Genomic DNA, 21,623 nt, shown 5'->3' with positions numbered 1-21,623 from the left:
CTCTCTGTCTTGAAAGAGGAAAGCTATGCCTTGTTGTTCGAGCATGATCTCTTCGGAAAACCGCTTCACACTTTTCCGGATCATGCTCAGCCGGCCTTGTTCGGCGGCCACTCCTGGCGCTTGATCGTCGAGGTCCATTGCAGGAAGTCGGCGAGATCGTTGAGCTCCTGGTCGGTCAGGTTGAACTGCGGCATCTGCCGCCGGCCCGGTGCGCCCGACGGCTGCGCCTGCATCCAGGCCTTCAGCGTCTCGCGCGCGCCGGCCGGGTCCTCCTTGCCGCCCCAGCGATCCCAGACGTTGCCGACCTCGGGGGCGAAATAGGCGCCCTCACCCAGCAGCGTGTGGCAGTTGATGCAGGAGTTCTTCTCCCAGACATGCTTGCCGCGCGCGACCGACGACGTCAGCGTCGTCGCGTCGGTCGAGCTCGTGGCCATGTAGTAGTGGCTGTGCGCCGTCAGCCCTATGAAGATGGCGAAGAAAAAGGCCGAGCCGCCGTAGAACACGTTTCGAGCGGCCGACTTGGTCAGGCGTTCAGCCATTGCCAATCCTTTCCGGTTGCTTGCTTAGAGAATGCGATGCTGCGATTTATTGCCGCTTTGCCCGGCCGGTTCTTTGTCAGGGCGCAATGAGCGCGTCAGATCAGGGCGACGACGGCCGAGGCGAGCCAGGCAAGCAGCAGCACGATCAGGATCCAGGCGCTGACGAGGCCACGCCAGAGCGCGGGCGCCGAGCGGAGATCGAGGAAATCAAGTGCGATCCGGCGGCCCTTGAGCGCGGCCAAGGCGAGCAGCAGCGCGTTGCCGAGCAGCGGCCGCGGCATCAGCTGTGGCAGCAGGATGGTCGCGAGCGCGAGGCCGATCAGCACGAGCCAGGTGACGTCGAGGCGGTCCGGATTCATCAGCGCACCAGATAGAGAATCGGAAACATGACGATCCAGACCAGATCGACCATGTGCCAGAAGGCGGCGCCCGTCTCGACGCCGGAGACCTCGGCGCGGCGGCAGACCACGGCGAGAATGACGATGCCAAGGCCGACATGCAGCAGATGAAAACCGGTCAGGAGGAAGTAGAGCGTGAAGAACGGGCTGGTTTCGAGCCCGACGCCGCGCCCGATCTCTTCCGCGTATTCGGCGAGCTTGATCGCGATGAAGAAGCCACCGAGCGCCATCGCGATGAGGAGCCAGCGGCGCGTCGCCCGCCTCTCGCTGGCCCGCGCGGCCTTCGTTGCCCGGGCCGCAGCCCAGCCGCTGGTCACCAGCACGACGGTGTTGAGGCCGGCGAGGTTCGAATTGAGTGTGGCCTGTCCGGCCGCGAACACCACGGGGTGGATCGCGCGGGCGACTGAGAAGGCGCCGAGGAACAGGCCGAAGGCGACGAGCTCGCTGAAGATCAGCACCCAGATCATGGGATCGCCGGGGAGATCTTCCAGGATTCCCCAGCCGGTTCCCTGTTGTTCGCACTCGGCCGTCGACATCGTCTTTCCGGATCAGGACACCGGAAAGACTTAACTTACCCATCCAGTTCGGAATTTGTCGCAGGACAAACTGGGGAATTGCCGGGTGCTTGTTTGCGCCGACGCAACGTCCGGCCGGCCGGATCGCGGTACGAATCGGCTCAGGGTTCCCAGGAGTGGCGAGTGACGATATGAGCGACGCACAAATCGGGCTGATGACAGCGACGCCCATCATCATCGCCTTTGCGATCGCGCTCAGGCGCATGGGGGTCTTGTCGACGGTGGCGACCGTATCGGCGGTGAGCCTCTCCGTCGCGATCGCGACGGTGCTGTTCACGACACAGTAGCGGCACGCGACTCAGTCGCAGTGCAGCGCGCCGTTGCGGCACTGCACAGCAAGGCCTGCTGCATGTCGGTCTCGGGCAGTTTCGATTCCTCCGTCTTGGCTTCTTTGCGTCGTGAGCTAATATTGCGGTCCTATGATTGGACCAGTTCGCCATGCCTGAGATCATCGACCTTGGCGCGCTACAGCTGACGTTCCTACAGAGCAAGGATGACACCGCCGGCGGCCTCGATCTGTTCGAGATGACGCTACAGCCGAACGCGCGCATGCCGATTCCCCATTATCACGATCGCTGGGACGAAACGATCTATGGACTAAGCGGCATCTCGACTTGGCGGATCAACGCTAAGGATATCGACGTGGCGCCGGGCGAAAGCCTCTTCATCAAGCGCGGCGTGGTGCACGGTTTCATCAACCGCTCGCCCCGACCGGCGACTTGCCTGTGCATCCTCAGCCCAGGCGTACTCGGTCCGCAATACTTCAAGGACATGGCGGCCCTGCTATCGGCCGGCACGCCTGATCCGGCCAAAATGAAGGAAACAATGCTGCGCTATGGGCTGGTTCCTGTGATGCAATCCTGAGGATGAATGCGGCGCAGCCGAAGCGTTCGCCATAGCTCAAGGGGCGCCGGCGAAAGGCGCGCTCAGCGCTTTCGTCGTAGTCGTTGAAATTGGCGGGCACGGCGCGTTGCGCCTTTGCCCACCCTACGAGATCGTCGACTACCTTCGCTGGTTGTACACGTCGATGCACACCGCACCGAGCAGCACCAGGCCCTTGATGACCTGCTGGTAATCGATGCCGATGCCGAGGATGGACATGCCGTTGTTCATCACGCCCATGATCATGGCACCGACCACGGCGCCGCCGACGCGCCCGACACCGCCATAGGCCGAGGCACCGCCGATGAAACAGGCGGCGATGACGTCGAGCTCGAAGCCCAGACCTGCCTTCGGCGTCGCCGTGTTCAGCCGCGCGGCAAAGACGAGGCCGGCGAGCGCGGCCAGCACGCCCATGTTGACGAAGGTGAGGAAGGTCAGCCGCTCGGTCTTGATGCCCGACAGGCTGGCCGCCTTGGCGTTGCCGCCGACCGCATAGATCTGCCGGCCGATCACGGTGCGGCGGGTGACGAAGCCGTAGAGCGCGATCAGCGCGGTCATGATCACCAGCACGTTGGGCAGGCCGCGATGCGAGGCGATCAGGTAGGTGAAGTAGAGCACGGCGCAGGCGAGCAGAATGCACTTGCCGAGGAAGAACGCATAGGGCTCGACCTCGATGCCGTGCGACTGCTCGCGCGACCTCCCCTTGGCGCTGGCATAGACGAGGCCGAGCGCGAGCACGGCGCCGATCAGCATCGACGTCGGATGCAGGGTGCCGGCCTCGGGCAGCAGCTCGGGAATGAAGCCCGACGACAGTTTCTGGAAGGTCGGCGGGAACGGCCCGAGCGACTGGCCCTGCAGCACCGCGAGCGCCAGGCCCTTGAACACCAGCATGCCCGCCAACGTCACGATGAAGGACGGGATCTTGAAATAGGCCACCCAATAGCCCTGGGCGGCGCCGATGGCGGCGCCGACCAAAAGGCAGGCGATGAAGGCGAGCGTGTAGTCGACCTTGTAGGTCACCATGAGAAGCGCGGCCACGGCGCCGATGAAGCCCGCGACCGAGCCGACCGAAAGGTCGATATGGCCGGTGACGATCACCAGCAGCATGCCGAGCGCCATGATCACGATGTAGCTGTTCTGCAGCACCAGGTTGGTGAGGTTGAGCGGTTGCAGCAGCGTGCCGCCGGTTACGACCTGGAAGAACAGCATGATCGCGATCAGCGAGATCAGCATGCCGTAATTGCGCAAATTGTTCTTGATGAAGCTGCCGTGTTGGCGCTCCTCGGGCAGCGAAACCGTCTTGTCGGTCATGGCTGCGATCCTCCCATCTCCGCGGCCGCGGGCGCGGCGTTCCCAATGCTTCGTTCGTTGCGCATGATGGCGCGCATGATCTTTTCCTGCGTTGCTTCAGCGCCGTTGAACTCGCCGACGAAGGCGCCGCCGTTCATGACGCAGATGCGGTCGCAGATGCCGAGCAGTTCGGGCATCTCCGAAGAGATCACCACGACGCCGCGGCCGGCCTCCGCCAGCTCGTTGATGATACAGTAAATCTCGTATTTGGCACCGACGTCGATGCCCCGCGTCGGCTCGTCCAGGATCAGGACTTTTGGATCGGTCATCAGCCATTTCGACAGCACCACCTTCTGCTGGTTTCCGCCAGAGAGCTGGCCGGTCTCCTGGTAGACGTCGGAGCAGCGGATCCGCATGCGGTTGCGGTAGTCGCTGGCGACCTTCAGCTCGGCGATGTCGTCGATCACCCTGCCCGGCGCCACCTGGTCGAGGCTGGCGAGCGTGATGTTCTTGCGGACGTCGTCGGCGAGGATCAGGCCGAGCTGCTTGCGGTCCTCGGTGACATAGGCAAGGCCGGCGTCGATCGCCGCGGCCACGCTCGGCAGCGCGATCTCCCGGCCCTCGAGCCGGATACTGCCGCTGATATTGGTGCCCCAGGAGTGGCCGAACAGGCTCATGGCGAACTCGGTGCGCCCGGCGCCCATCAACCCGGCAATGCCGACGACCTCGCCGCGCCTGACGCCGAAATTGACGTTCTTGATCACCTGCCGCTCGGGATGGATGGGGTGATAGACCGACCAGTTCGCGACGTCGAGCACGGGCTCGCCGATCTTCACGCTGCGCTCGGGGAAGCGATGAGCCATATCGCGGTTGACCATGCTGCGGATGATACGATCTTCCTGGATCGGCTCGGCATGGCAGTCGATGCTGTCGACGGTGCGGCCGTCGCGCAGCACGGTGATGTGGTCGGCGACCTTGGCGACCTCGTTGAGCTTGTGCGAGATCAGGATCGAGCCGATGCCCTGCTCGCGGAACGCCATCAGGCGTTCGAGCAGCGCGGCGCTGTCGGCCTCATTGAGGCTCGCGGTCGGCTCGTCCAGGATCAGCATCCGCACGCGCTTGGACAGTGCTTTCGCGATTTCCACGAGCTGCTGCTTGCCGACGCCGAGATCGGTGATCAGCGTATCCGGGGATTCCTTCAGGCCGACCTGCGCGAGCAGCTCGCGCGTGCGCCGGTACACCTCGTCGCGGTCGATCACGCCGAATTTCGACGGCGGATGCGACAGAAAAATGTTTTCCGCGATCGACATCAAGGGGATCAGCGCCAGCTCCTGATGGATGATGATGATACCGAGCGCCTCGGAATCGTTGATGTCACGGAAGCGGCGCTCCTCACCCTCGAACACGATGGTGCCCTCATAGCTGCCGTGCGGATAGACCCCGCTCAGCACCTTCATCAGGGTGGACTTGCCGGCGCCGTTCTCGCCGACGAGGGCGTGGATCTGCCCGGCGTGAACCGAGAAATTGACGTCGCGCAGCGCCTGCACTCCGGCAAAGCTCTTGCTGACGTTGCGCATCTCCAGCATGGCGGTCATGGTGTTCGTATCCCTAAACTGCCCGTCATTCCGGGGCGATGCGACAGGACCGCGAAGCGCGGCCTGGAGCATCGAACCCGGAATCTCGAGGTTCCGGGTTCGCCCTTCGGGCGCCCCGGAACGACGGAGCACTCTCTTACTGGAACTGCGACTTCTTGTAGTAGCCGCTGTCGACCAGGGTCTTCTCCCAATTGTCCTTGTAGACCACGACCGGCTTGAGCAGATAGGACGGCACGGTCTTGACGCCGTTCTCGTAGGTCTTGGTGTCGTTCACCGTGACCTGCTTGCCGGCGAGCGCGGCGTCGACCATGTCGGCGGTCACCTTGGCGAGATCGCGGGTGTCCTTGAAGATGGTCGAGTACTGATCGCCGCGCAGCATCGCCTTGATCGAGGGCACCTCGGCGTCCTGGCCCGAGATGACAGGCATCGGCTGGTCGGCGCTGCCGTAGCCGACGCCCTTCAGCGAGGAGATGATGCCGATCGAGAGGCCGTCATAGGGCGACAGCACGGCGTTGACCTTCTTGTTGCCGTAGTAGGCGCTGAGCAGATTGTCCATGCGGGCCTGGGCGGTGGCGCCGTCCCAGCGCAGCGTCGCGACCTTGTCCATGCCCATCTGGCCCGACACGACGACGAGCTTGCCGCTGTCGATATAGGGCTTCAGCACGCTCATCGCGCCGTTGTAGAAGAAGTAGGCGTTGTTGTCGTCGGGCGAGCCGCCGAACAGCTCGATGTTGAACGGACCCTTGCCGTCCTTGAGACCGAGCCCCTGCACGAGCGACTCCGCCTGGAGCACGCCGACCTGGAAATTGTCGAAGGTCGCGTAGTAGTCGACGTTCGGCGTACCGCGGATCAGGCGGTCATAGGCGATCACGGTGATGCCCTTTGCTTTCGCCTGCTTGAGCACGTCGGACAGCGTGGTGCCGTCGATCGCGGCGATCACCAGCGCTTTCGCGCCCTTGGTCACCATGTTCTCGACCTGCGAGAGCTGGTTCGGAATGTCGTCCTCGGCATATTGCAGGTCGGTGTTGTAGCCGCGCTCCTTCAGCACCTTGACCATGTTGTTGCCGTCGTCGATCCAGCGCGCCGACGATTTGGTCGGCATGGCGATGCCGACGGTTGCCTTGTCCTGCGCCGTGGCGGACAGGCCCGTGGCCATCGTCGCAGCGCCGGCGAGCGCCAGCGCGAGGAAGGTCGTCTTCAGTTTCAGCATGTTTCACTCCCTTGGGTGTCAGACTGTTTCTTCGTGTCGTCGAGAAGGTTGGTCGTGGATTGCCTCAGGTCTCCTATGCGAGCTTGACGTCGGGCTCCGCGCGACCGCGCGCGGATGCTTCCAATAGAAACGTGCAGCCGGCTTGCGGATCGGCGGCGCGTGCCGCCGCGTCCATGTCCTGCCATGCCGAGGTGACGAGCAGGCGCGACAGGTCCGGGCCGACGAAGGCGGGGCAGCTTGCCTGCTTCGCCGGCACGTTCAGTGAGCGCAGGCGCTCACCTTGCGGCGAGTAGACGTCGACGCGGCTCGCGCCCCAGCACGCGTTCCAGATTTGCCCGGCGGCGTCGCACACCGAGCCGTCGAGGCCGCCGATGCCGCTGTGGCGCAGCAGCACCTCCGGCTCGCCGCGCGGCAGGCCGGTCGCGGGATTGAGCGGCACGGCATAGAGCACCGCGCGCGGGGTGTCGGTGAAATAGCCGGTGGCGCCATCGGGCGAGAAGCAGATCGAATTGGGGATGCTGATGCCCGGAAACAGCGTCGAGATCTTGCCGCGATGGAGCGCGTAGATCGCACCCGCCTTCGGCTCGGCCTTCTTGCCCATGGTGCCGATCCAGAACGTGCCGGATTGATGCACGCGGCAATCGTTTGAGCGCGTCGCCGGATTGTCCGCTTCGAGCGGAGAGAACAGCGTCATCGCGCCGTCGGCGAGCTCGCGGATGTAGAGGCCGTCCTCCGCGACGATCAACTGCCGCGCGGCATCGATGCGCCCGAGCGCGCTGGCCATCCGGCCGAGCACGTGGGCGCGGACAGAGCCGCTGCCAAGATGCGCCTCGAACAGCTTGCGCTCGCGGATGTCGAACCACCAGGCCGTGTCGGTGGTCGCATCATAGGTCGGCCCTTCGCCGAGATGACATTGCTCGGCAGATAGAACCGAGGTCGGTACCTGTTCCGTCATGGCGCCCTCACCCCAAAGCGATAGACGGTGTGATGCCGATAGACCTGGCCGGGATCGAGGCGCGGGCTCGGAAAGTCCGGCCGGTTCGGCGCATCAGGCCAGATGTGCGGCTCCAGGCACATGGCGTCCGATTGCCGGATCAGCTTGCCGCCCTTCCCCGCGATCGTGCCATCGAGATAGTTGCCGGAATAGACCTGGAGCCCGGGCTGATTGGTGAGCAGCTCCATGATGCGACCGGAACGCGGTGCCTCCAGCCGCGCCGCGAGCGCAAGCATGCCGTCGCGGCCGAGACAATAGGTGTGGTCATAGCCTCTGCCGTTGCGCAATTGCGGGTCGCTTTCGCGGATGCGCTCGCCCACCGGCCGGGGCTCACGGAAGTCGAACGGCGTGCCGGCAACGCTGCGCGGCGGCTCCGGCAGCGGAATGGCGGTGGGATCGATGGCGAGGAAATGCTCGGCCGCGACCGTGAGTTTATGGTCAAGGATCGGCGTGCCTGATGTGGCGCCTTCGAGATTGAAGAAGCTGTGGTTGGTCAGGTTGACGATGGTCGGCCGGTCGGTCCGCGCTTCCATCATCAGCGACAGCTCGGTCGGGCCGGTGACGCGATAGGTCAAGCGGACGTCGAGCTTGCCGGGATAATTCTCCTCGCCATGCGGACTGGAATAGGTGAGCGTCACCGCGGGCTCGGCGCCCTCCTCGATCGCGGCAATGTCCCAGAGCTTGCGATCGAAGCCGTCGAGCCCGCCGTGCAGCGCGTTCGGGCCGTTGTTGACGGGAAGCTGCACCGTCTCGCCGTCGAGCGAGAACTGTCCCTTGGCGATGCGGTTGGCATAGCGGCCGACAGTGGCGCCCAAAAACTTCCGTTCGGCGAGATAGCCGGCGAAGTCATCATGGCCGAGCACGACGTCGTCGTAACCACCTTTGGCGTCCGGCGCGATCAGCGCCTGGATCACCGCGCCATGGGTGATGATGCGGACCTCGAAGCCGCCCTTCCCGCGCAGCACGATGCGCTCGACCTTGCGGCCGTCGGGCAGTGTTCCGAAGACGTCCTTTTCTATTTTCTTTGAGCCGGCCATGTTCAGTCCACAAACGGTTCAACGATTGTGCGCTTGCCGAGCAGGAAAGAGTCGGCGACGAGACGGAGCGGTGCCAGATCGACATCGCTTGCGCCTGACGCCGCCAGCCTGACGAAGCGCTGGTACAGCTCGCGATATTCCTGATCGGGCGCCTCGGCAATGGCCTTGCCGTCGACGGCCATCCGTCGGCCGCCGTCAGACAATGTCATCCGGCCATGGTCTGTTTCCACGAGGATATCCCAGCTCTGCGGGCCGGTCTGCCGGAAGTCGAACGCGGCGGTGATGGGCAGGCCGTTGATATCAGTCAGATTCAGGTTCGCGGCGATCGGCGCCTGGCAGTTGGCCGGGAACGCAAGCTCGGCCGCAGCGACGAACACGGGCTGCGGCAGGATGCGGGTCAGGATCGAGAGCGCGTTGATGCCGGGATCGAACACGCCAAGCCCGCCTGGTTCCCAGATCCAGGCCTGGCCGGGATGCCAGACGCGGACATCCTCCTTCCAGTTGATATGCACGGATTTGATCTGGCGCGTCGCCAGCCATTCGCGGGCCGGCTCGACCGCCGGCGCGTAGCGCGAATGCCAGGTTGCAAACAGCGTGCGCCCGGCATCAGTCGCCATCGCAATCAGCGGATCGAGCTCGGCCACACCGATGCCCGGCGGCTTCTCCAGCATGACGTGCTTGCCGGCAGCGAGCGCCGTGGCGGCCTGGGCGCGGCGCACTTGCGGCGGCGTGCAGAGCGAGACGGCATCGATCGGCGGACCTTTTTCCAGCAGCTCCTCGATGGTGGCGAAATGCGGCAGGTCCGGCAGCGAGGCATTGCGGCTCGCGACGGCCGCGAACGTTGCGCCCGGTGTCGCGGCGATCGCCCCCACATGCTGGTCCCGCGCGATCTTGCCGAAGCCGACGATGGCGATACGAAGGTCTGTCACGCTTATTCTCCAGTATCGGCTGACGGCAGCGGCTCGGCCGGGGCGGTCTCGATCACCGTGCCCTCGTGGCGGCGCATGCCGTTGTGAATGACATAGACCATGGCCTCGGACGCGGCGTCCGCGTCGCCCGCGGCAATGGCATCGACGATCTTCTGGTGCCAGAGCAGCACGGTGTCGCGGTCCTCCGGCTCGACCGGGGCGCTGAGCAGGAACGAGGCGCGCAACGCCGCCTCGATGACATGCCCGATCGAGCGCATGAACAGATTGCCGGAGGCACGCGCCACGCCAACGTGAAGCGCGAGATCAGCGTCGGCAAACCCGACCGAGTCGGACGCTTCGCGCCGCATGCGATCCATGCAGCGGCGAAGCTCGGCGACGTCCTCATCGGACCGCTGCGCCGCGGCGAGCATCGCCGCGCGCGGCTCGACCGCGAGACGGATCTCGGCGAGATCGTTGAGGAAGCGCTTGTCGATACCGGCGTCGAGGTGCCAGGCCAGCACATCGGCATCGAACATGTTCCAGGCACCGCGCTCGCGCACGACGGTGCCGACCCGCGCCTTGGTGGTGAGCAGGCCCTTGGCGACCAGCGTCTTCACGCTCTCGCGCAGCACCGGCCGCGACACGCCGAACATCGCAATCATCTCGGCATCGCCCGGCAGCCGCGTGCCTTCCGCGTAGCGGCCGGCGATGATGTCAACGCCGATCGATCGGGCGACCTCCGCGTGGTTGGAGTGAGCCCGCCGTGTCGGGATGACGACGATGCGCGAGGTCATGACGCCGCTCCCACATGTTTCGCCGCCGGCCGGCGCGCCAGCGCCACCAGCCCCTGTTGCAGGGCGATGAAGGCGAACAGCAAGACGCCGGTCGCGATCTTGGTCCACCAGCTCGACAGCGTGCCGTCAAAATTGATGTAGGTCTGGATCATGCCCTGGATCAATACGCCGAGGAAGGTGCCGATCACCGAGCCCTGCCCGCCCGTGAGCAGCGTGCCGCCGATCACGACGGCGGCGATACTGTCGAGCTCGACGCCGACGGCGGAGAGCGAATAGCCGGCGCTGGTATAGAAGGAGAAGACGATGCCGGCGATCCCCGCCAGCAGGCTCGACAGCATGTAGATCTTGATCGTCATCTTGCCGACGGCGACGCCCATCAGGCTCGCGGTGGTCCGGCTGCCGCCGAGCGCATAGACATTGGCGCCGAACCTCGTGAGATGCAGCAGCAAGGCGCCGCCGATCACGATCGCGAGCATGATGATGGCAATCGCCGTCAATCGCCCGCCGCCGGGCATCCGCAGCGCAAAGTCCGACACGGTGGAGTAGACCGGCGCGGTGATCGGCACCGATTCCGTCGAAAGCAGGAAGCTTGCGCCGCGGGCGAGGAACATGCCGGCCAGCGTGACGATGAAAGGTGGCAGGTCGAAGACGTGGATGACCGCGCCCATCGCCGCGCCGAACGCCGCCGACAGCGCGAGGATGGCGACGAAGGCGACCAGCGGCGGCACGCCCCAGCGCTCGATCGCCAGCGCGACGAACACGGTGGTGAAGCCGATCACCGAGCCGACCGAGAGGTCGATGCCGCCGGAGATGATCACAAAGGTCATGCCGGTCGCGACGATGCCGAGGAACGCATTGTCGGTGAGGAGATTGCCGACCACGCGGGTGGAGGCGATGTTGGGGAATTGCACCGCGCAGAGCACAAAGCCCGCGACGAGCACGATGGCGGTGATGAGGACGGGCGGCAGTCCCTTCATGCTTTGGTCCTCCGCAGCCGCGCGGCGATCCCGGCCAGCCCTGAGAATTTCGGCGATTGCAGCAGCAGCACCGCGAGCACCACCACCGCCTTGACCAGCAGGTTGAACTCGGGCGGATAGCCGGACAGCAAAATGCCGGTGTTCATGGTCTGGATGATCAGGGCCCCCAGCACGGCGAGCACGAGGCTGAAGCGGCCGCCGAACAGCGAGGTGCCGCCGATCACGACGGCCAGGATCGCATCGAGCTCGAGCCAGAGGCCGGCATTGTTGGCATCCGCACCCATGATGTCGGCCGCCGCGATCACGCCGGCAAGCGCGGCACAGACACCGCACCAGACATAAACCGAAAGGATCATAGCGCGGGTGCCGACGCCGGCAAGCTCGCTCGCGCGCGCATTGCCGCCGGTCGCCTCGATCAACAGGCCAAGCGCGGAGCCGCGCACGACTGCACCGGTGAGGATGAGCATGCCCAGGGCAATCACGACCGGCACCGGCAGGCCGAGCACCGAGCCATTGCCGAGCCAGACCAGATCCGGCGAGGAGAACGTCACGATGCGCCCTTCGGTGATGAGCTGGGCGATGCCGCGCCCGGCGACCATCAGGATCAGCGTCGCCACGATCGGCTGCATGCCGAGCACGGCAACGAGAAAGCCATTCCACAAGCCGCAAACCAGACCGGCGCCGAGCGCGGCCGCCAGCACCACCGGCAGGCCGTGACTGTCAGCGAGGCTCGCCGCGATCGCGCCGCAGATTGCCATCACCGCGCCGACGGAGAGATCGATGCCGCGCGTCGCGATCACCAGCACCATGCCGAGCGAGAGCAGCGCCACCGGCGTGCCGCGGTTGAGCACGTCGATCAGGCTGCCGAACAGCCGGCCGTCCTGCAGGCGCAGGTCGAAGAATTGCGGCGACACCACGCGGTCGACCGCGAGGATGACGATCAGCGCCAGGATCTGGGCGAGGCCGCGGCGCGGCAGCAGCGCTGTCATGTGTGGGCCTCGAGCGCGACAGTGACGCTATCGGCGGCAATGGCGGCGAGAATGTTGCCGACGTCGATCGCCTCGCCCGCGAGCTCCTCGATATGGGCGCGGTCGCGCAGCACGACAACGCGATCGGAATACGTCACGATCTCGTCGAGCTCGGAGGAGATCACGAGCAGCGATAGCCCGTCATCGCAGAGCTCGCGGATCAGGCGGATGATCTCGGCATGCGCGCCGACATCGATGCCGCGGGTCGGCTCGTCCAGCACGAGAAGTCGCGGCGAGGTCGCGAGCCAGCGCGCCAGCAGCACCTTTTGCTGATTGCCGCCGGAGAGCAGGCCGACGGGTCGCTCCGGATCGGGCGGGCGGATGTCGAGCATCTTGACGTAACGGCGCGCGATCTCGTCCTGCTCGCGGCGCGACAATGGCCGATGCAGGCCGCGCTTGGCCTGAAGCGCGAGCACGATGTTCTCGCGCACGCTGAGCTCGGCGACAATGCCGTCGGTCTTGCGCTCCTCCGGGCAATAGCCAAAGCCGTGGCGGACGCCGTCGCGCGGCGACTGCAGCCGCACCGGCGCGCCCTCCACCCTCGCCTGCCCGCCATCGGCGCGCTCGGCGCCGAACACCAGCCGCGCCGTCTCGGTGCGGCCCGAGCCGAGCAGGCCGGCAAGGCCGACGACCTCGCCGTGGCGCAGCTCGAGATTGAAGGGCGCGACATAGCCGGCCTTGCCGTAATTCTCGAAGCTCGCACACACCTCGCGCACCTGATGCTCGCGCGTCGCCGCCCGCGCGCTGGTGGTTTCCGCGAGCTCGCGGCCGAGCATCATGCGGATCAGCTCGAGGCGCGGCAGCGAGGCGGTCTCGCGCTCGCCGACGAGGCGGCCGTTGCGCAGCACGGTGATGCGGTCGGAGATCTCGTAGACCTGGTCGAGGAAGTGGCTGACGAAGACGATGCCGATGCCGCGCTTGGCAAGCTTGCGCATGATGCCGAAGAGGATCTCGACCTCGTGACGATCGAGGCTCGCGGTCGGCTCGTCCAGGATCAGCACGCGCGCGGAGAGATCCACCGCGCGGGCGATCGCGGTGACGTGCTGGATGGCCACCGAATAATTGCCGAGCGGCGCGGCGACGTCGATGTCGAGACCGAAATCGGCGAGCAACGCCTTGGCGCGGCGCCGCATCTCGCCCTCGCGCACGATACCGAAGCGCATCGGCTGGCGGTCGAGAAACAGGTTCTGCGCCACAGAGAGGTTCGGCAGCAGATTGACCTCCTGGTAGACGGTGGCAATGCCGGCCTGGAGCGCAGCCTTGGCCGAGCGCGGCGCGACCTCTTCGCCACCAAGCCTGACAATGCCGGCATCGCGTGGGAATACGCCGGTGACGACCTTGATCAGCGTGGACTTGCCGGCGCCGTTCTCGCCGAGCAGCGCATGGATCTCGCCGGCGCGCAGCGTGAAGTCGACCTCCTGCAACGCGCGCACCGCACCAAAACTCTTGCTGATCCCGCGCACCTCCAGCAGCGGCAGAGCAGGATCAAGGCTGTTGTCCATCGCAACGTCACTCCCACCGGCGCCGCAAACGATGCGGACACCCAGCCTATTCGCTCGCGCAGCGGTTTCGAAGGGGGTGCCGGACCGCAAAGCGCGCGGTCCGGCGAGAGCCCCGCCTCAGTAACCGAGGCCCTTCTGGCTGTCGTAGATCTTCTGCGGATCGTCGGCAGCCGTATAGAGCTTGGACTCGGTCTGGATCCATTTCGGCGGCACCGTGCCCTTGTCCTTGAAGGCCGCGATGGCATCGAGCGCGGGGCCGGCCATGTTCGGCGTCAGCTCGACGGTGGCATTGGCTTCGCCGGCAGCCATCGCCTTGAAGATGTCGGGGACCGCGTCGATCGAGACGGTGAGGATCTCCTTGCCGGGCTTGAGGCCGGCTTCCTTCATCGCCTGGATCGCGCCGACCATCATGTCGTCGTTGTGGGCGTAGACAGCGCAGATGTTCTTGCCGCCGCCTTCGGCCTTGATGAAGCTCTCCATCACCTCCTTGCCCTTGGCGCGGGTGAAGTCGCCGGTCTGGCTGCGCACCACCTTCAGGTTCGGATGCTTGGCAACCGCGGTGTCAAAACCCTTCTTGCGGTTGGCGGCGACGCTGGCGCCGACCGTGCCCTGCAATTCGACGATGTTGCAGGCCTTGCTGCCGACCGTCTTCGCCAGCCAGTCGCCGGCGACCGCGCCTTCGTGCACGCTGTCCGAGGTGACGGCGGTGAGATAGAGCTCCTTGCCGGAGGGATCGATGTCGCGGTCGAGCAGCACGACCGGGATCTTGGCTTCCTTGGCTTCCTTCAAGACCGAGTCCCACCCCGTCGAGACGACGGGCGCGAGGAAGATCGCATCGACATTCTGCGCGATGAAGGAGCGGATCGCCTTGATCTGGTTCTCCTGCTTCTGCTGGGCGTCGGCGATCTTGAGATTGACCTGGCGCTTGGCGGCTTCCTGCTTGGAGACCGACGTCTCGGCCGCGCGCCAGCCGGATTCCGATCCGATCTGCGAGAAGCCGATGGTGAGCTGTCCGGCACTGGCCGGCAGCGCGAGCAGCAAGGCGGCCATGGCGCTGGCCGCAAAGAGGGCTTTAGGGGTCATCAGGCGTGTCTCCCAAGATGTTATCCGGGGCGCCGATTGGTAGCATGGCACCCACAGGCCGACCTCTAAGGCGGCGGGAGGCACTATTTCACGGAAGATCGGTTCCGACTAGTAATATTATTTGACTATTTGGAGGAAAATGCGCGCGAGCGACGGCGAGCGGTTTGAAGACACGCTGAGCGCGATTTTGTTCCAGCGATGCAACGGGGAGATGAAGGAAATTGTGGGGGCTGCTGCGACGGCGACGGTGCGCTCCCTCGCCCCGTCTTACGGGGCCGCGACGAGCTTCGCTCGCGCTGAGAGGGTTGGGGTGAGGGGCTCTCTCCACGAAAACGGTGAGAGTGGGACTCGCGGAGAGTCCCCCTCACCCGGATTGCATCTTCGATGCACTCCGGCCTCTCCCCGCAAGCGGGGAGAGGCGAAGAAGGCCCGCGCTAGATCAGCTTCCGCTGCGCGAGGTTCTTCATCAGCGCACCGATGCCGAACGTCCACGGCTCGCACTCGTCGCTGGTGCGCATGCGGTTGACGAGCTTGCCGAGCTGGGGCGCCGAGATGGTGACGATGTCATCGCGCTTGTGCGTAAAACCCTGCCCCGGCACGTCGCGGTCCTTCACGGGCGCGAACATGGTGCCGAGGAAGAGAACGAAGCCATCGGGGTATTGGTGGATCTTGCCGATGGTCTGCACGACGAGATCGGTCGGATCGCGGCTGATCTTGCTGATCGAGGAATGGCCGTCGAGGACAAAACCGTCCGTGCCCGTCACGTTCAGGCCGATGTCGAGCTTGCGCGCATCGTCGAGCGTGAAGCTGTCGTCGAACAGGCGCAGCAGCGGACCGATCGAACAGGACGCATTGTTGTCCTTGGCCTTCGAGAGCAGCAGCGCCGAGCGACCCTCGAAATCGCGCAGGTTCACGTCGTTGCCGAGCGCGCCGCCGACGATCTTGCCGCGGCTGGAGACGAACAGCACGAGCTCCGGCTCGGGATTGTTCCAGGTCGATTTCGGATGCAGGCCGGCATCCATGCCGGTGCCGACCGAGGACATGGTCGGTGCCTTGGTGAAGACCTCGGCATCCGGGCCGATGCCGACCTCGAGATACTGGCTCCAGGCGTTCTGGTCTATCAGCACCTGCTTCAGGTGCATCGCCTGGTCCGAGCCCGGCTTGAGCTTTGACAGGTCGTCGCCGATCAGCCGCGTCACCTCTTTGCGGATCGCCTCGGCCGAGGCCGGATTGCCCTTGGCGCGCTCCTCGATGACGCGCTCCAGCATCGAGATTGCGAAGGTGACGCCGGCGGCTTTCAGGGTCTGGAGATCGACCGGCGCAAGCAGCCACGGCTTCTTGGGATCGCGCCCGTCCGGGACCGTATTGGCCACGATGGCTTCGAGATCGCCGATGCGCTCGCCCTTGGTCGCGGCCAGCGCCTTGGCCGGATTGTCCTCCTCGCACAGCGCGCTGATGGTCGGAAATTTTGCAGTGACGTCGAACACACCGTCGCCGCGCATGGCGACAACAGCCGGGCCATTCACCTCCGGCAGCCAGACACGGCCGACGAGCGTTCCCCGCGTGCCGTCCTCGGGGAGAAGGTCTTTTGCAGTCAATGTCGTCATGCCGGCGTCCTCGCTGTTTTTCGGATCGGCCGCGGCCGATCACATTGGCGACGACCAATAAACGTCTGGCGGGGGAAGTCCAGAGAGGGCCCCTACTTGAACCAGTGCACCAGCGCGATGCTGATGCCGAGCAGCAGCATCAGCGAAAGCGTCACGGCTGCCGTCACCCTCCCGCCGACATTGGCGAGCACGCGCACGTCAACGCCGAGGCCCAGTGCAGCCATCGAGACCACCGTGAGAAAGCTCGTGATCTTCGTCACGGGGCCAACCACCGTTGCCGGCACGATCTCGAGCGAGCGCAGGGTCGCGAGCGCGAGGAAGCCGAGGATGAACCAGGGGACCAGGCGGAAAAACCCGACGCTGGTCCTCTTGGCATCGCTGTGCCAGCGCGAGGCGACCAGCGAGAGACCGACCACGACGGGCCCGAGCATCAACACGCGCATCAGCTTTACAAGTGTTCCGATTTGCGTCGAGACGAGGCCGGCCGGGACCGTCGCCGCAAGCACCTGTGGCACCGCGTAAACGGTGAGACCGGCGAGGATGCCGTATTGCGTGGCGGACAGTTGCAGCAGCGGGATCAGCAGCGGCAGGCCCAGCACCATCATCACGCCAAGGATCGCGGTGAAGGAGATCGAGGATGCGATCTCGTCGTTGTTGGCGCCGATGATGGGCGCCACCGCCGCGATCGCGGAATTGCCGCAGATCGAGTTGCCGCAGGCAATCAGGATCGACAGCCGTGTCGACAGGCCAAGCAGCCGGCTGAGGCCGAAGGAGACGCAGAGCGCGACCACGACGACCGCGGCGATGGAGGCGAGCAGCGCGATGCCTGACGCCGCGATGGCGGCGAAGCTGATGGAGGCACCCAGCAGCATCACCGCGACTTCGAGCAACTGCTTGGCGCTGAAGGCGATGCCGGCCTGCCAGCGCGGGGCCGGCTTCCAGAAGCTGCGGAGCGCCATGCCGAGCAGGATCGCCATCACCAGCGCCTCGACATAGGGATGCTCGAACACACCCAGTTCCGCCCGCTCCAGCAGGGCCGAGACACCGGCGACGAGAATGCAGAGGAGAATGCCCGGAATCAGCGCCGCAATGCGGCTGACGGCGGTGGCCGGCTTGGACTCGGCCGGGCTGGATGCTTGATTCTGCGACACAAATTTCTCCCGGAGGAGAAGGATTTATACGCAGCGCGACCCGATTGGGAAATATGTTTTCGACATATCAGGGCCGAGGGGAAGTTCTGTCCTCGGCCTGGAATAATTCGGGGTCAGAAGATCAGGCTTTTCGCCAGCGAAGCGACGCGGCTGAAGCCGTCATAGATGCCCGGCTCGAAGAAGGCCGCACGCGCCAGCACGATGCCCGCGACCAGCGACCAGAACAGCGTGGTGCCGGCCCGCAGCAGGAGCTTCGAGGCGCGCGACTTGGGCTGGGCGTCCGTTGCGGACACCAGCTGCTCGCCGAAGGGCTCAAATGCGGTGCGTTCCATGGCTGCCGATCCATTAATTTCTGGCAGAAATGTCGTCGTTTCGGCCCAAAACAGCAATGGAAGCGATTGGCGTTTTTACCCTCCGGAGGGGAAACTCCTTTCTCCGCGCACCCCCGGGACAATAGTTTTCTTCTTCTGGCCTATTTGGACACCGGCGCCCGGGGCTACAGGGCCAGATAACGCCGCCGGATCGCGTCATTGGCCTTCAGCTCGTCGATCCCGGCCGCATAGACGATCTGGCCCTTGTCGATGACCGTGGCGTGGCTCGCCAGCCCCAGGCAGAAATGCATGTTCTGCTCGGCGATCAGCACGGTCGAGCCGAGCTGGCGAAGCTGTCGCAAGAGCTCGCCGATCCGCTGAACGATGATCGGCGCGAGGCCTTCGCTCGGCTCATCCAGCAGCAGCAGCGCGGGATTGCCCATCAGCGTGCGCGCGATCGCCAGCATCTGCTGCTCGCCGCCGGAGAGGCGCCCGGCGATGCGATGGCGCAGCGGCTCCAAGAGCGGGAAGACCTCATAGATGCGCTTGATCGGCCATTCGTCCTGGCCCTCCGGCCCCTTCTTGCGACCGATGACGAGATTGTCCTCGACCGTATGCTCCGGAAAGATCTGGCGATCCTCCGGCACGAAGCCGAGACCGGCGCGCGCGATTGCGTGCGGCTTCTGGCCCGAGATCACCGTGCCGCGCAGGCTGACCGTGCCGCGTCGCGGCGGCGCGAGACCCATGATCGCCTTCATGGTCGTGGACTTGCCGGCGCCATTGCGGCCGAGCAGCGCCATCGTCTCGCCCTGCCGCACCGACAGGCCGACGCCGAACAGGATCTGGCTGGTGCCGTAATAGACGTCGAGATCGGCGACTTCGATGACGGCGGCGCTCATGCGGCGGCTCCCGCATGCTCGGTGCCGAGATAGGCGTCGATCACCGCGCTGTTGTTGCGGATCTCTTCGGGCGTGCCGGTCGCGAGGATGCGGCCGTAGCAGAGCACGACGATCTTCGGGGCGATCTTGAACACGATGTCCATGTCGTGCTCGATGAAGACGACGGTGATTTTCTGGCTCTCCCAGAGCTCGCGCACCTTGTCGATCATGCGCCAGCGCTCCTCCGGGCCCATGCCGGCGGTCGGCTCGTCCAGCAGTAGCACTTTTGGTTCGAGCACCAGTGCGAGAGCAATGTCGAGCAGTTTTTGGTCGCCATGCGACAGCGTGGCCGCGGTGCGATGGCGTTTGCTCGCAAGGCCCAGGAGCTCCATCACATGCTCGGCGCGGTCGCGCGTCTCGGGCAATGGAAAGCGCTTGTGCAGCACCGCGGAGGTGCGCTGGTCGGCGCTGACGGCGGCCAGCATGGTCTCCTGCACCGTCAGCGACTTGAAGATGCTGGCGACCTGGAAGGCGCGGCCGATGCCGTGACGCACGATCTCCGGCGGCGAGCGGCCGGCGAGATCGACGCCGTCGAGCAGCACCTGTCCGGAATCCGGCTTCAAGGCGCCGGTGATCAGGTTGAAGAAGGTGCTCTTGCCTGCGCCGTTCGGACCGATCACCGCGGTGAGGGAGCCGTCGGGGAAATCCAGCGAGACGTCATTGGTCGCCTTCACTCCGCCGAAGGATTTTGCGAGGTTGCGGATCTCAAGCATGGTGCGCCTCGCGCCGTTGTCTGGCACCGTCATTCCGGGATGGTCCGTCAGGACCAGACCCGGAATCTCGAGATTCCGGGTTCGCACGTCGTGCGCCCCGGAATGACTGCTCGATAGGTACACCACACATCGCTAGCGCCCCTCGCCTGTCTCGCGCCGGTGCGCGAACCATTCTGCGACGAAATCCAAAAGGCCTTTGCGCAGGCCGAGCGCAAAGAACAGGATGACGACGCCCAGCACGATGCCGTGATATTCGGTGAAGCGCGTCACGGTGTCGTTGAGCAGGAGCAGCAGCACGGTGCCGACCATCGGGCCGAGGAAGGTCGAGACGCCGCCGAGCATGTTGATGAAGATGGCTTCGCCCGAGATGGTCCAATAGGCGAACTCCGGATAGGCGCCGGAGACGAACAGCGCCATCACCATGCCGCCCATCGACGCGAACAGCGCCGCCAGCACGAAGACCGTCAGCTTCGCCCGCCAGACGTCGATGCCGAGGAAGCTCGCTCGCGCGGCGTTGTCGCGGATCATGCGCAAGGTGTAGCCGAACGGCGATTGCGCGATCTGGCGCATCGCGAGCAGGCCGAGGATCAGCAGCGCGCAGCTCGCGATGTAGAGATGGACGTGATTGGACAGATTGATGCCGAGGAATGCGGGGCGCGGAATGCCGCCGCGCAGGCCCTGGTCGCCGCCGGTGAAGGAGGCCCAGGACAAAATGGTCGAGTGAATCAGCATCTGGAAGGCAAGCGTGACGAAGGCGAAATAGATCTCCTTCAGCCGCACGCAGATCGCGCCGATGATGGCCGAAACCACGGCCGTGATCGCCAGCGTCGCGACGAAGGCGACTGGAATCGGCACGCCGAGCTTCTGCATGATCAGGCCAAAACTGTAGGCGCCGAGGCCAAAGAACATGCCGTGCCCGAACGAGGTCAGGCCGGTGTAGCCGACCAAGAGATTGAGTGAGGTCGCAAACAGGCCGTAGGCCGAGCAGCGGATGACGAAATCGAGCAGCGCCTTGCTGCCGGTGAACAGCGGCAGGCTCGCCAGCACGGCGAAGGCGATCAGCGCGATCAGCACATCGCGATAGCGTTGCAGCGCCGCGCCGCCACGCTCCGGCACCAGCGTTTGTGCGCGTCCGGCCTCGAGCTCGGTCATGCCGCCTCCTTGCCGAACAGGCCGGTGGGTTTCGAGACCAGCACGATCACCATGAAGAGGTACATCAGGCCTTCCGTGAACAGGGGAAAGCCGAGCGAGCCGAACGAGCGGATGAGGCCGAGCAGCAGCGCGCCGATCAGCGCGCCCAGGATCGAGCCCATGCCGCCGATCACGGTGACGATGAAGGACTCGATCAGCACGGAGAATCCCATGCCGGGCGTCAGCGAGCGCACCGGCGCGGCGAGCGCACCGGCAAGCCCCGCCAGCATGCCGCCAAGTGCGAACACGCCGCCATAGATCAGGCCGGTGTTGATGCCGAGCGCGGAGACCATGCCGGGATTGTGCGCGGCGGCGCGGATCACCTTGCCGATGCGGCTGCGCGACAGGCCGATGCCGAGCACGATGGCCGCGACAAGCGCGACGCCGATCAGCAGCAGGTAATAAGGCGGCACCACGCCGCCGGCGATGAACAGCGGCATCACCTGGAAGGCGGACGGCATGCCCATCGCCTTGAACTCGGGTCCCCAGATGATGCGCACGACATCGTCGAAAATCAGCACGAAGGCGTAGCAGACCAGCAGCTGCATCAGGACGTCGGCGCCATAGACGCGGCTCATGAAGACGCGCTCGAAGATCAGGCCGAGGAGCGCGGTGCCGGCCGCACCGGCAAGCATCGCCAACGCGAAGCTTCCCGTGAGCTGATAGGCCGTCATCGCGAAATAAGCGCCGAACATGTAGAAGGCGCCGTGGCTGAAATTGACCACCTTGAGCACGCCGAAGATCAGCGTCAGCCCGACCGCGACCAGGAACAGCAGCATGCCGATGATGAGGCCGCTGGTGGTTTGCGTCACCAGGCAGGCAGAGCTGACAAGGCAGCCGGCGAGCGCGTCGAGATCCACGGGAGCACCTTCACTGCAGCGCGCCTGAAGTGGCGCGAAG

The 21,623-nt window shown here is 65.2% G+C and carries 23 protein-coding genes; 2 read left to right on the top strand and 21 right to left on the bottom strand.

The window, feature by feature from the left end; all coding sequences use genetic code 11:
• Positions 1–86: 86 nt before the first annotated feature.
• The 3 genes from ACVJ19_RS23280 to ACVJ19_RS23270 all read right to left on the bottom strand — a co-directional run bounded on the left by ACVJ19_RS23280 (position 87) and on the right by ACVJ19_RS23270 (position 1,473).
• Positions 87–539 (bottom strand): c-type cytochrome, encoded by a 453-nt coding sequence (locus tag ACVJ19_RS23280; RefSeq protein ID WP_018647685.1) that lies wholly within the window; start codon positions 537–539, stop codon positions 87–89.
• A gap of 95 nt (positions 540–634) precedes the next feature.
• Positions 635–898, bottom strand: a complete 264-nt coding sequence (locus tag ACVJ19_RS23275) for a cytochrome C oxidase subunit IV family protein (protein WP_453951348.1) — start codon at positions 896–898, stop codon at positions 635–637.
• Positions 898–1,473, bottom strand: a complete 576-nt coding sequence (locus ACVJ19_RS23270) for a cytochrome c oxidase subunit 3 family protein (RefSeq protein ID WP_453951347.1) — start codon at positions 1,471–1,473, stop codon at positions 898–900. The genes ACVJ19_RS23275 and ACVJ19_RS23270 overlap by 1 nt, the downstream gene beginning before the upstream one ends.
• A 170-nt stretch (positions 1,474–1,643) precedes the next feature.
• Here ACVJ19_RS23270 and ACVJ19_RS23265 point away from each other — a divergent pair, with 170 nt between their 5' ends.
• Positions 1,644–1,799 (top strand): hypothetical protein, encoded by a 156-nt coding sequence (locus ACVJ19_RS23265; RefSeq protein WP_085965373.1) that lies wholly within the window; start codon positions 1,644–1,646, stop codon positions 1,797–1,799.
• Between the two features lie 151 nt (positions 1,800–1,950).
• Positions 1,951–2,376 (top strand): cupin domain-containing protein, encoded by a 426-nt coding sequence (locus ACVJ19_RS23260; RefSeq protein WP_453951345.1) that lies wholly within the window; start codon positions 1,951–1,953, stop codon positions 2,374–2,376.
• Positions 2,377–2,514: 138 nt separating this feature from the next.
• On the opposite strand, the gene mmsB is transcribed toward ACVJ19_RS23260, so the two are convergent.
• From mmsB to ACVJ19_RS23170, 18 genes are all read right to left on the bottom strand, one after another.
• On the bottom strand, positions 2,515–3,705 hold the full coding sequence (gene mmsB / locus ACVJ19_RS23255; RefSeq protein WP_453951343.1) for a multiple monosaccharide ABC transporter permease: 1,191 nt from the start codon (positions 3,703–3,705) through the stop codon (positions 2,515–2,517).
• A complete protein-coding gene (mmsA, locus tag ACVJ19_RS23250) occupies positions 3,702–5,279 on the bottom strand; it encodes a multiple monosaccharide ABC transporter ATP-binding protein (protein WP_453951342.1) in 1,578 nt (525 codons plus the stop codon). Before mmsA ends, mmsB begins: the two co-directional genes overlap by 4 nt.
• 136 nt (positions 5,280–5,415) lie before the next feature.
• Entirely contained in the window at positions 5,416–6,489 is a 1,074-nt protein-coding gene (gene chvE, locus ACVJ19_RS23245) for a multiple monosaccharide ABC transporter substrate-binding protein (protein WP_453951340.1), read from the bottom strand.
• Positions 6,490–6,562: 73 nt separating this feature from the next.
• Positions 6,563–7,444, bottom strand: a complete 882-nt coding sequence (locus tag ACVJ19_RS23240; RefSeq protein WP_453951338.1) for an SMP-30/gluconolactonase/LRE family protein — start codon at positions 7,442–7,444, stop codon at positions 6,563–6,565.
• Positions 7,441–8,520, bottom strand: a complete 1,080-nt coding sequence (locus tag ACVJ19_RS23235) for an aldose epimerase family protein (RefSeq protein WP_453951336.1) — start codon at positions 8,518–8,520, stop codon at positions 7,441–7,443. Before ACVJ19_RS23235 ends, ACVJ19_RS23240 begins: the two co-directional genes overlap by 4 nt.
• A 2-nt stretch (positions 8,521–8,522) precedes the next feature.
• Positions 8,523–9,449 carry a Gfo/Idh/MocA family protein gene (locus ACVJ19_RS23230; protein WP_453951335.1) on the bottom strand — a complete coding sequence of 309 codons (927 nt, stop codon included), beginning with the start codon at positions 9,447–9,449 and terminating at the stop codon, positions 8,523–8,525.
• Between the two features lie 2 nt (positions 9,450–9,451).
• Positions 9,452–10,222 (bottom strand): FadR/GntR family transcriptional regulator, encoded by a 771-nt coding sequence (locus tag ACVJ19_RS23225; RefSeq protein ID WP_453951333.1) that lies wholly within the window; start codon positions 10,220–10,222, stop codon positions 9,452–9,454.
• Positions 10,219–11,199 carry a galactofuranose ABC transporter, permease protein YjfF gene (gene yjfF / locus ACVJ19_RS23220; RefSeq protein WP_453951331.1) on the bottom strand — a complete coding sequence of 327 codons (981 nt, stop codon included), beginning with the start codon at positions 11,197–11,199 and terminating at the stop codon, positions 10,219–10,221. Before yjfF ends, ACVJ19_RS23225 begins: the two co-directional genes overlap by 4 nt.
• A complete protein-coding gene (locus tag ACVJ19_RS23215) occupies positions 11,196–12,188 on the bottom strand; it encodes an ABC transporter permease (RefSeq protein ID WP_211401095.1) in 993 nt (330 codons plus the stop codon). Before ACVJ19_RS23215 ends, yjfF begins: the two co-directional genes overlap by 4 nt.
• A complete protein-coding gene (locus ACVJ19_RS23210; RefSeq protein WP_453951329.1) occupies positions 12,185–13,729 on the bottom strand; it encodes a sugar ABC transporter ATP-binding protein in 1,545 nt (514 codons plus the stop codon). The genes ACVJ19_RS23215 and ACVJ19_RS23210 overlap by 4 nt, the downstream gene beginning before the upstream one ends.
• A 117-nt stretch (positions 13,730–13,846) precedes the next feature.
• Positions 13,847–14,812 carry a galactofuranose ABC transporter, galactofuranose-binding protein YtfQ gene (gene ytfQ, locus ACVJ19_RS23205; protein ID WP_453951328.1) on the bottom strand — a complete coding sequence of 322 codons (966 nt, stop codon included), beginning with the start codon at positions 14,810–14,812 and terminating at the stop codon, positions 13,847–13,849.
• Positions 14,813–15,246: 434 nt separating this feature from the next.
• Positions 15,247–16,419, bottom strand: coding sequence for a fumarylacetoacetate hydrolase family protein (locus ACVJ19_RS23200; RefSeq protein ID WP_453951327.1), 1,173 nt, complete (start codon positions 16,417–16,419; stop codon positions 15,247–15,249).
• Between the two features lie 92 nt (positions 16,420–16,511).
• Complete coding sequence (locus ACVJ19_RS23195) at positions 16,512–17,570, bottom strand: YeiH family protein (RefSeq protein WP_453951326.1); 1,059 nt, start codon at positions 17,568–17,570, stop codon at positions 16,512–16,514.
• 113 nt (positions 17,571–17,683) lie between these two features.
• Positions 17,684–17,902: a hypothetical protein gene (locus tag ACVJ19_RS23190; protein ID WP_018647704.1), complete on the bottom strand. Its 219-nt coding sequence runs from the start codon at positions 17,900–17,902 to the stop codon at positions 17,684–17,686.
• A 164-nt stretch (positions 17,903–18,066) separates the two neighbouring features.
• Positions 18,067–18,780, bottom strand: a complete 714-nt coding sequence (locus ACVJ19_RS23185) for an ABC transporter ATP-binding protein (RefSeq protein WP_456739430.1) — start codon at positions 18,778–18,780, stop codon at positions 18,067–18,069.
• The gene (locus tag ACVJ19_RS23180; RefSeq protein WP_453951324.1) at positions 18,777–19,532 is read right to left on the bottom strand and encodes an ABC transporter ATP-binding protein; all 756 of its coding nucleotides are present in this window, start codon (positions 19,530–19,532) and stop codon (positions 18,777–18,779) included. The genes ACVJ19_RS23185 and ACVJ19_RS23180 overlap by 4 nt, the downstream gene beginning before the upstream one ends.
• Positions 19,533–19,664: 132 nt before the next feature.
• Positions 19,665–20,684 (bottom strand): branched-chain amino acid ABC transporter permease, encoded by a 1,020-nt coding sequence (locus tag ACVJ19_RS23175; RefSeq protein ID WP_453951323.1) that lies wholly within the window; start codon positions 20,682–20,684, stop codon positions 19,665–19,667.
• Entirely contained in the window at positions 20,681–21,583 is a 903-nt protein-coding gene (locus ACVJ19_RS23170; RefSeq protein ID WP_453951321.1) for a branched-chain amino acid ABC transporter permease, read from the bottom strand. The genes ACVJ19_RS23175 and ACVJ19_RS23170 overlap by 4 nt, the downstream gene beginning before the upstream one ends.
• Positions 21,584–21,623: the final 40 nt, after the last annotated feature.

The sequence above is a fragment of the Bradyrhizobium sp. USDA 376 genome (assembly GCF_054063675.1).
The sequence above is the reverse complement of the archived record's forward strand: the minus strand, read 5'-3'. Positions and strand labels throughout refer to the sequence as shown.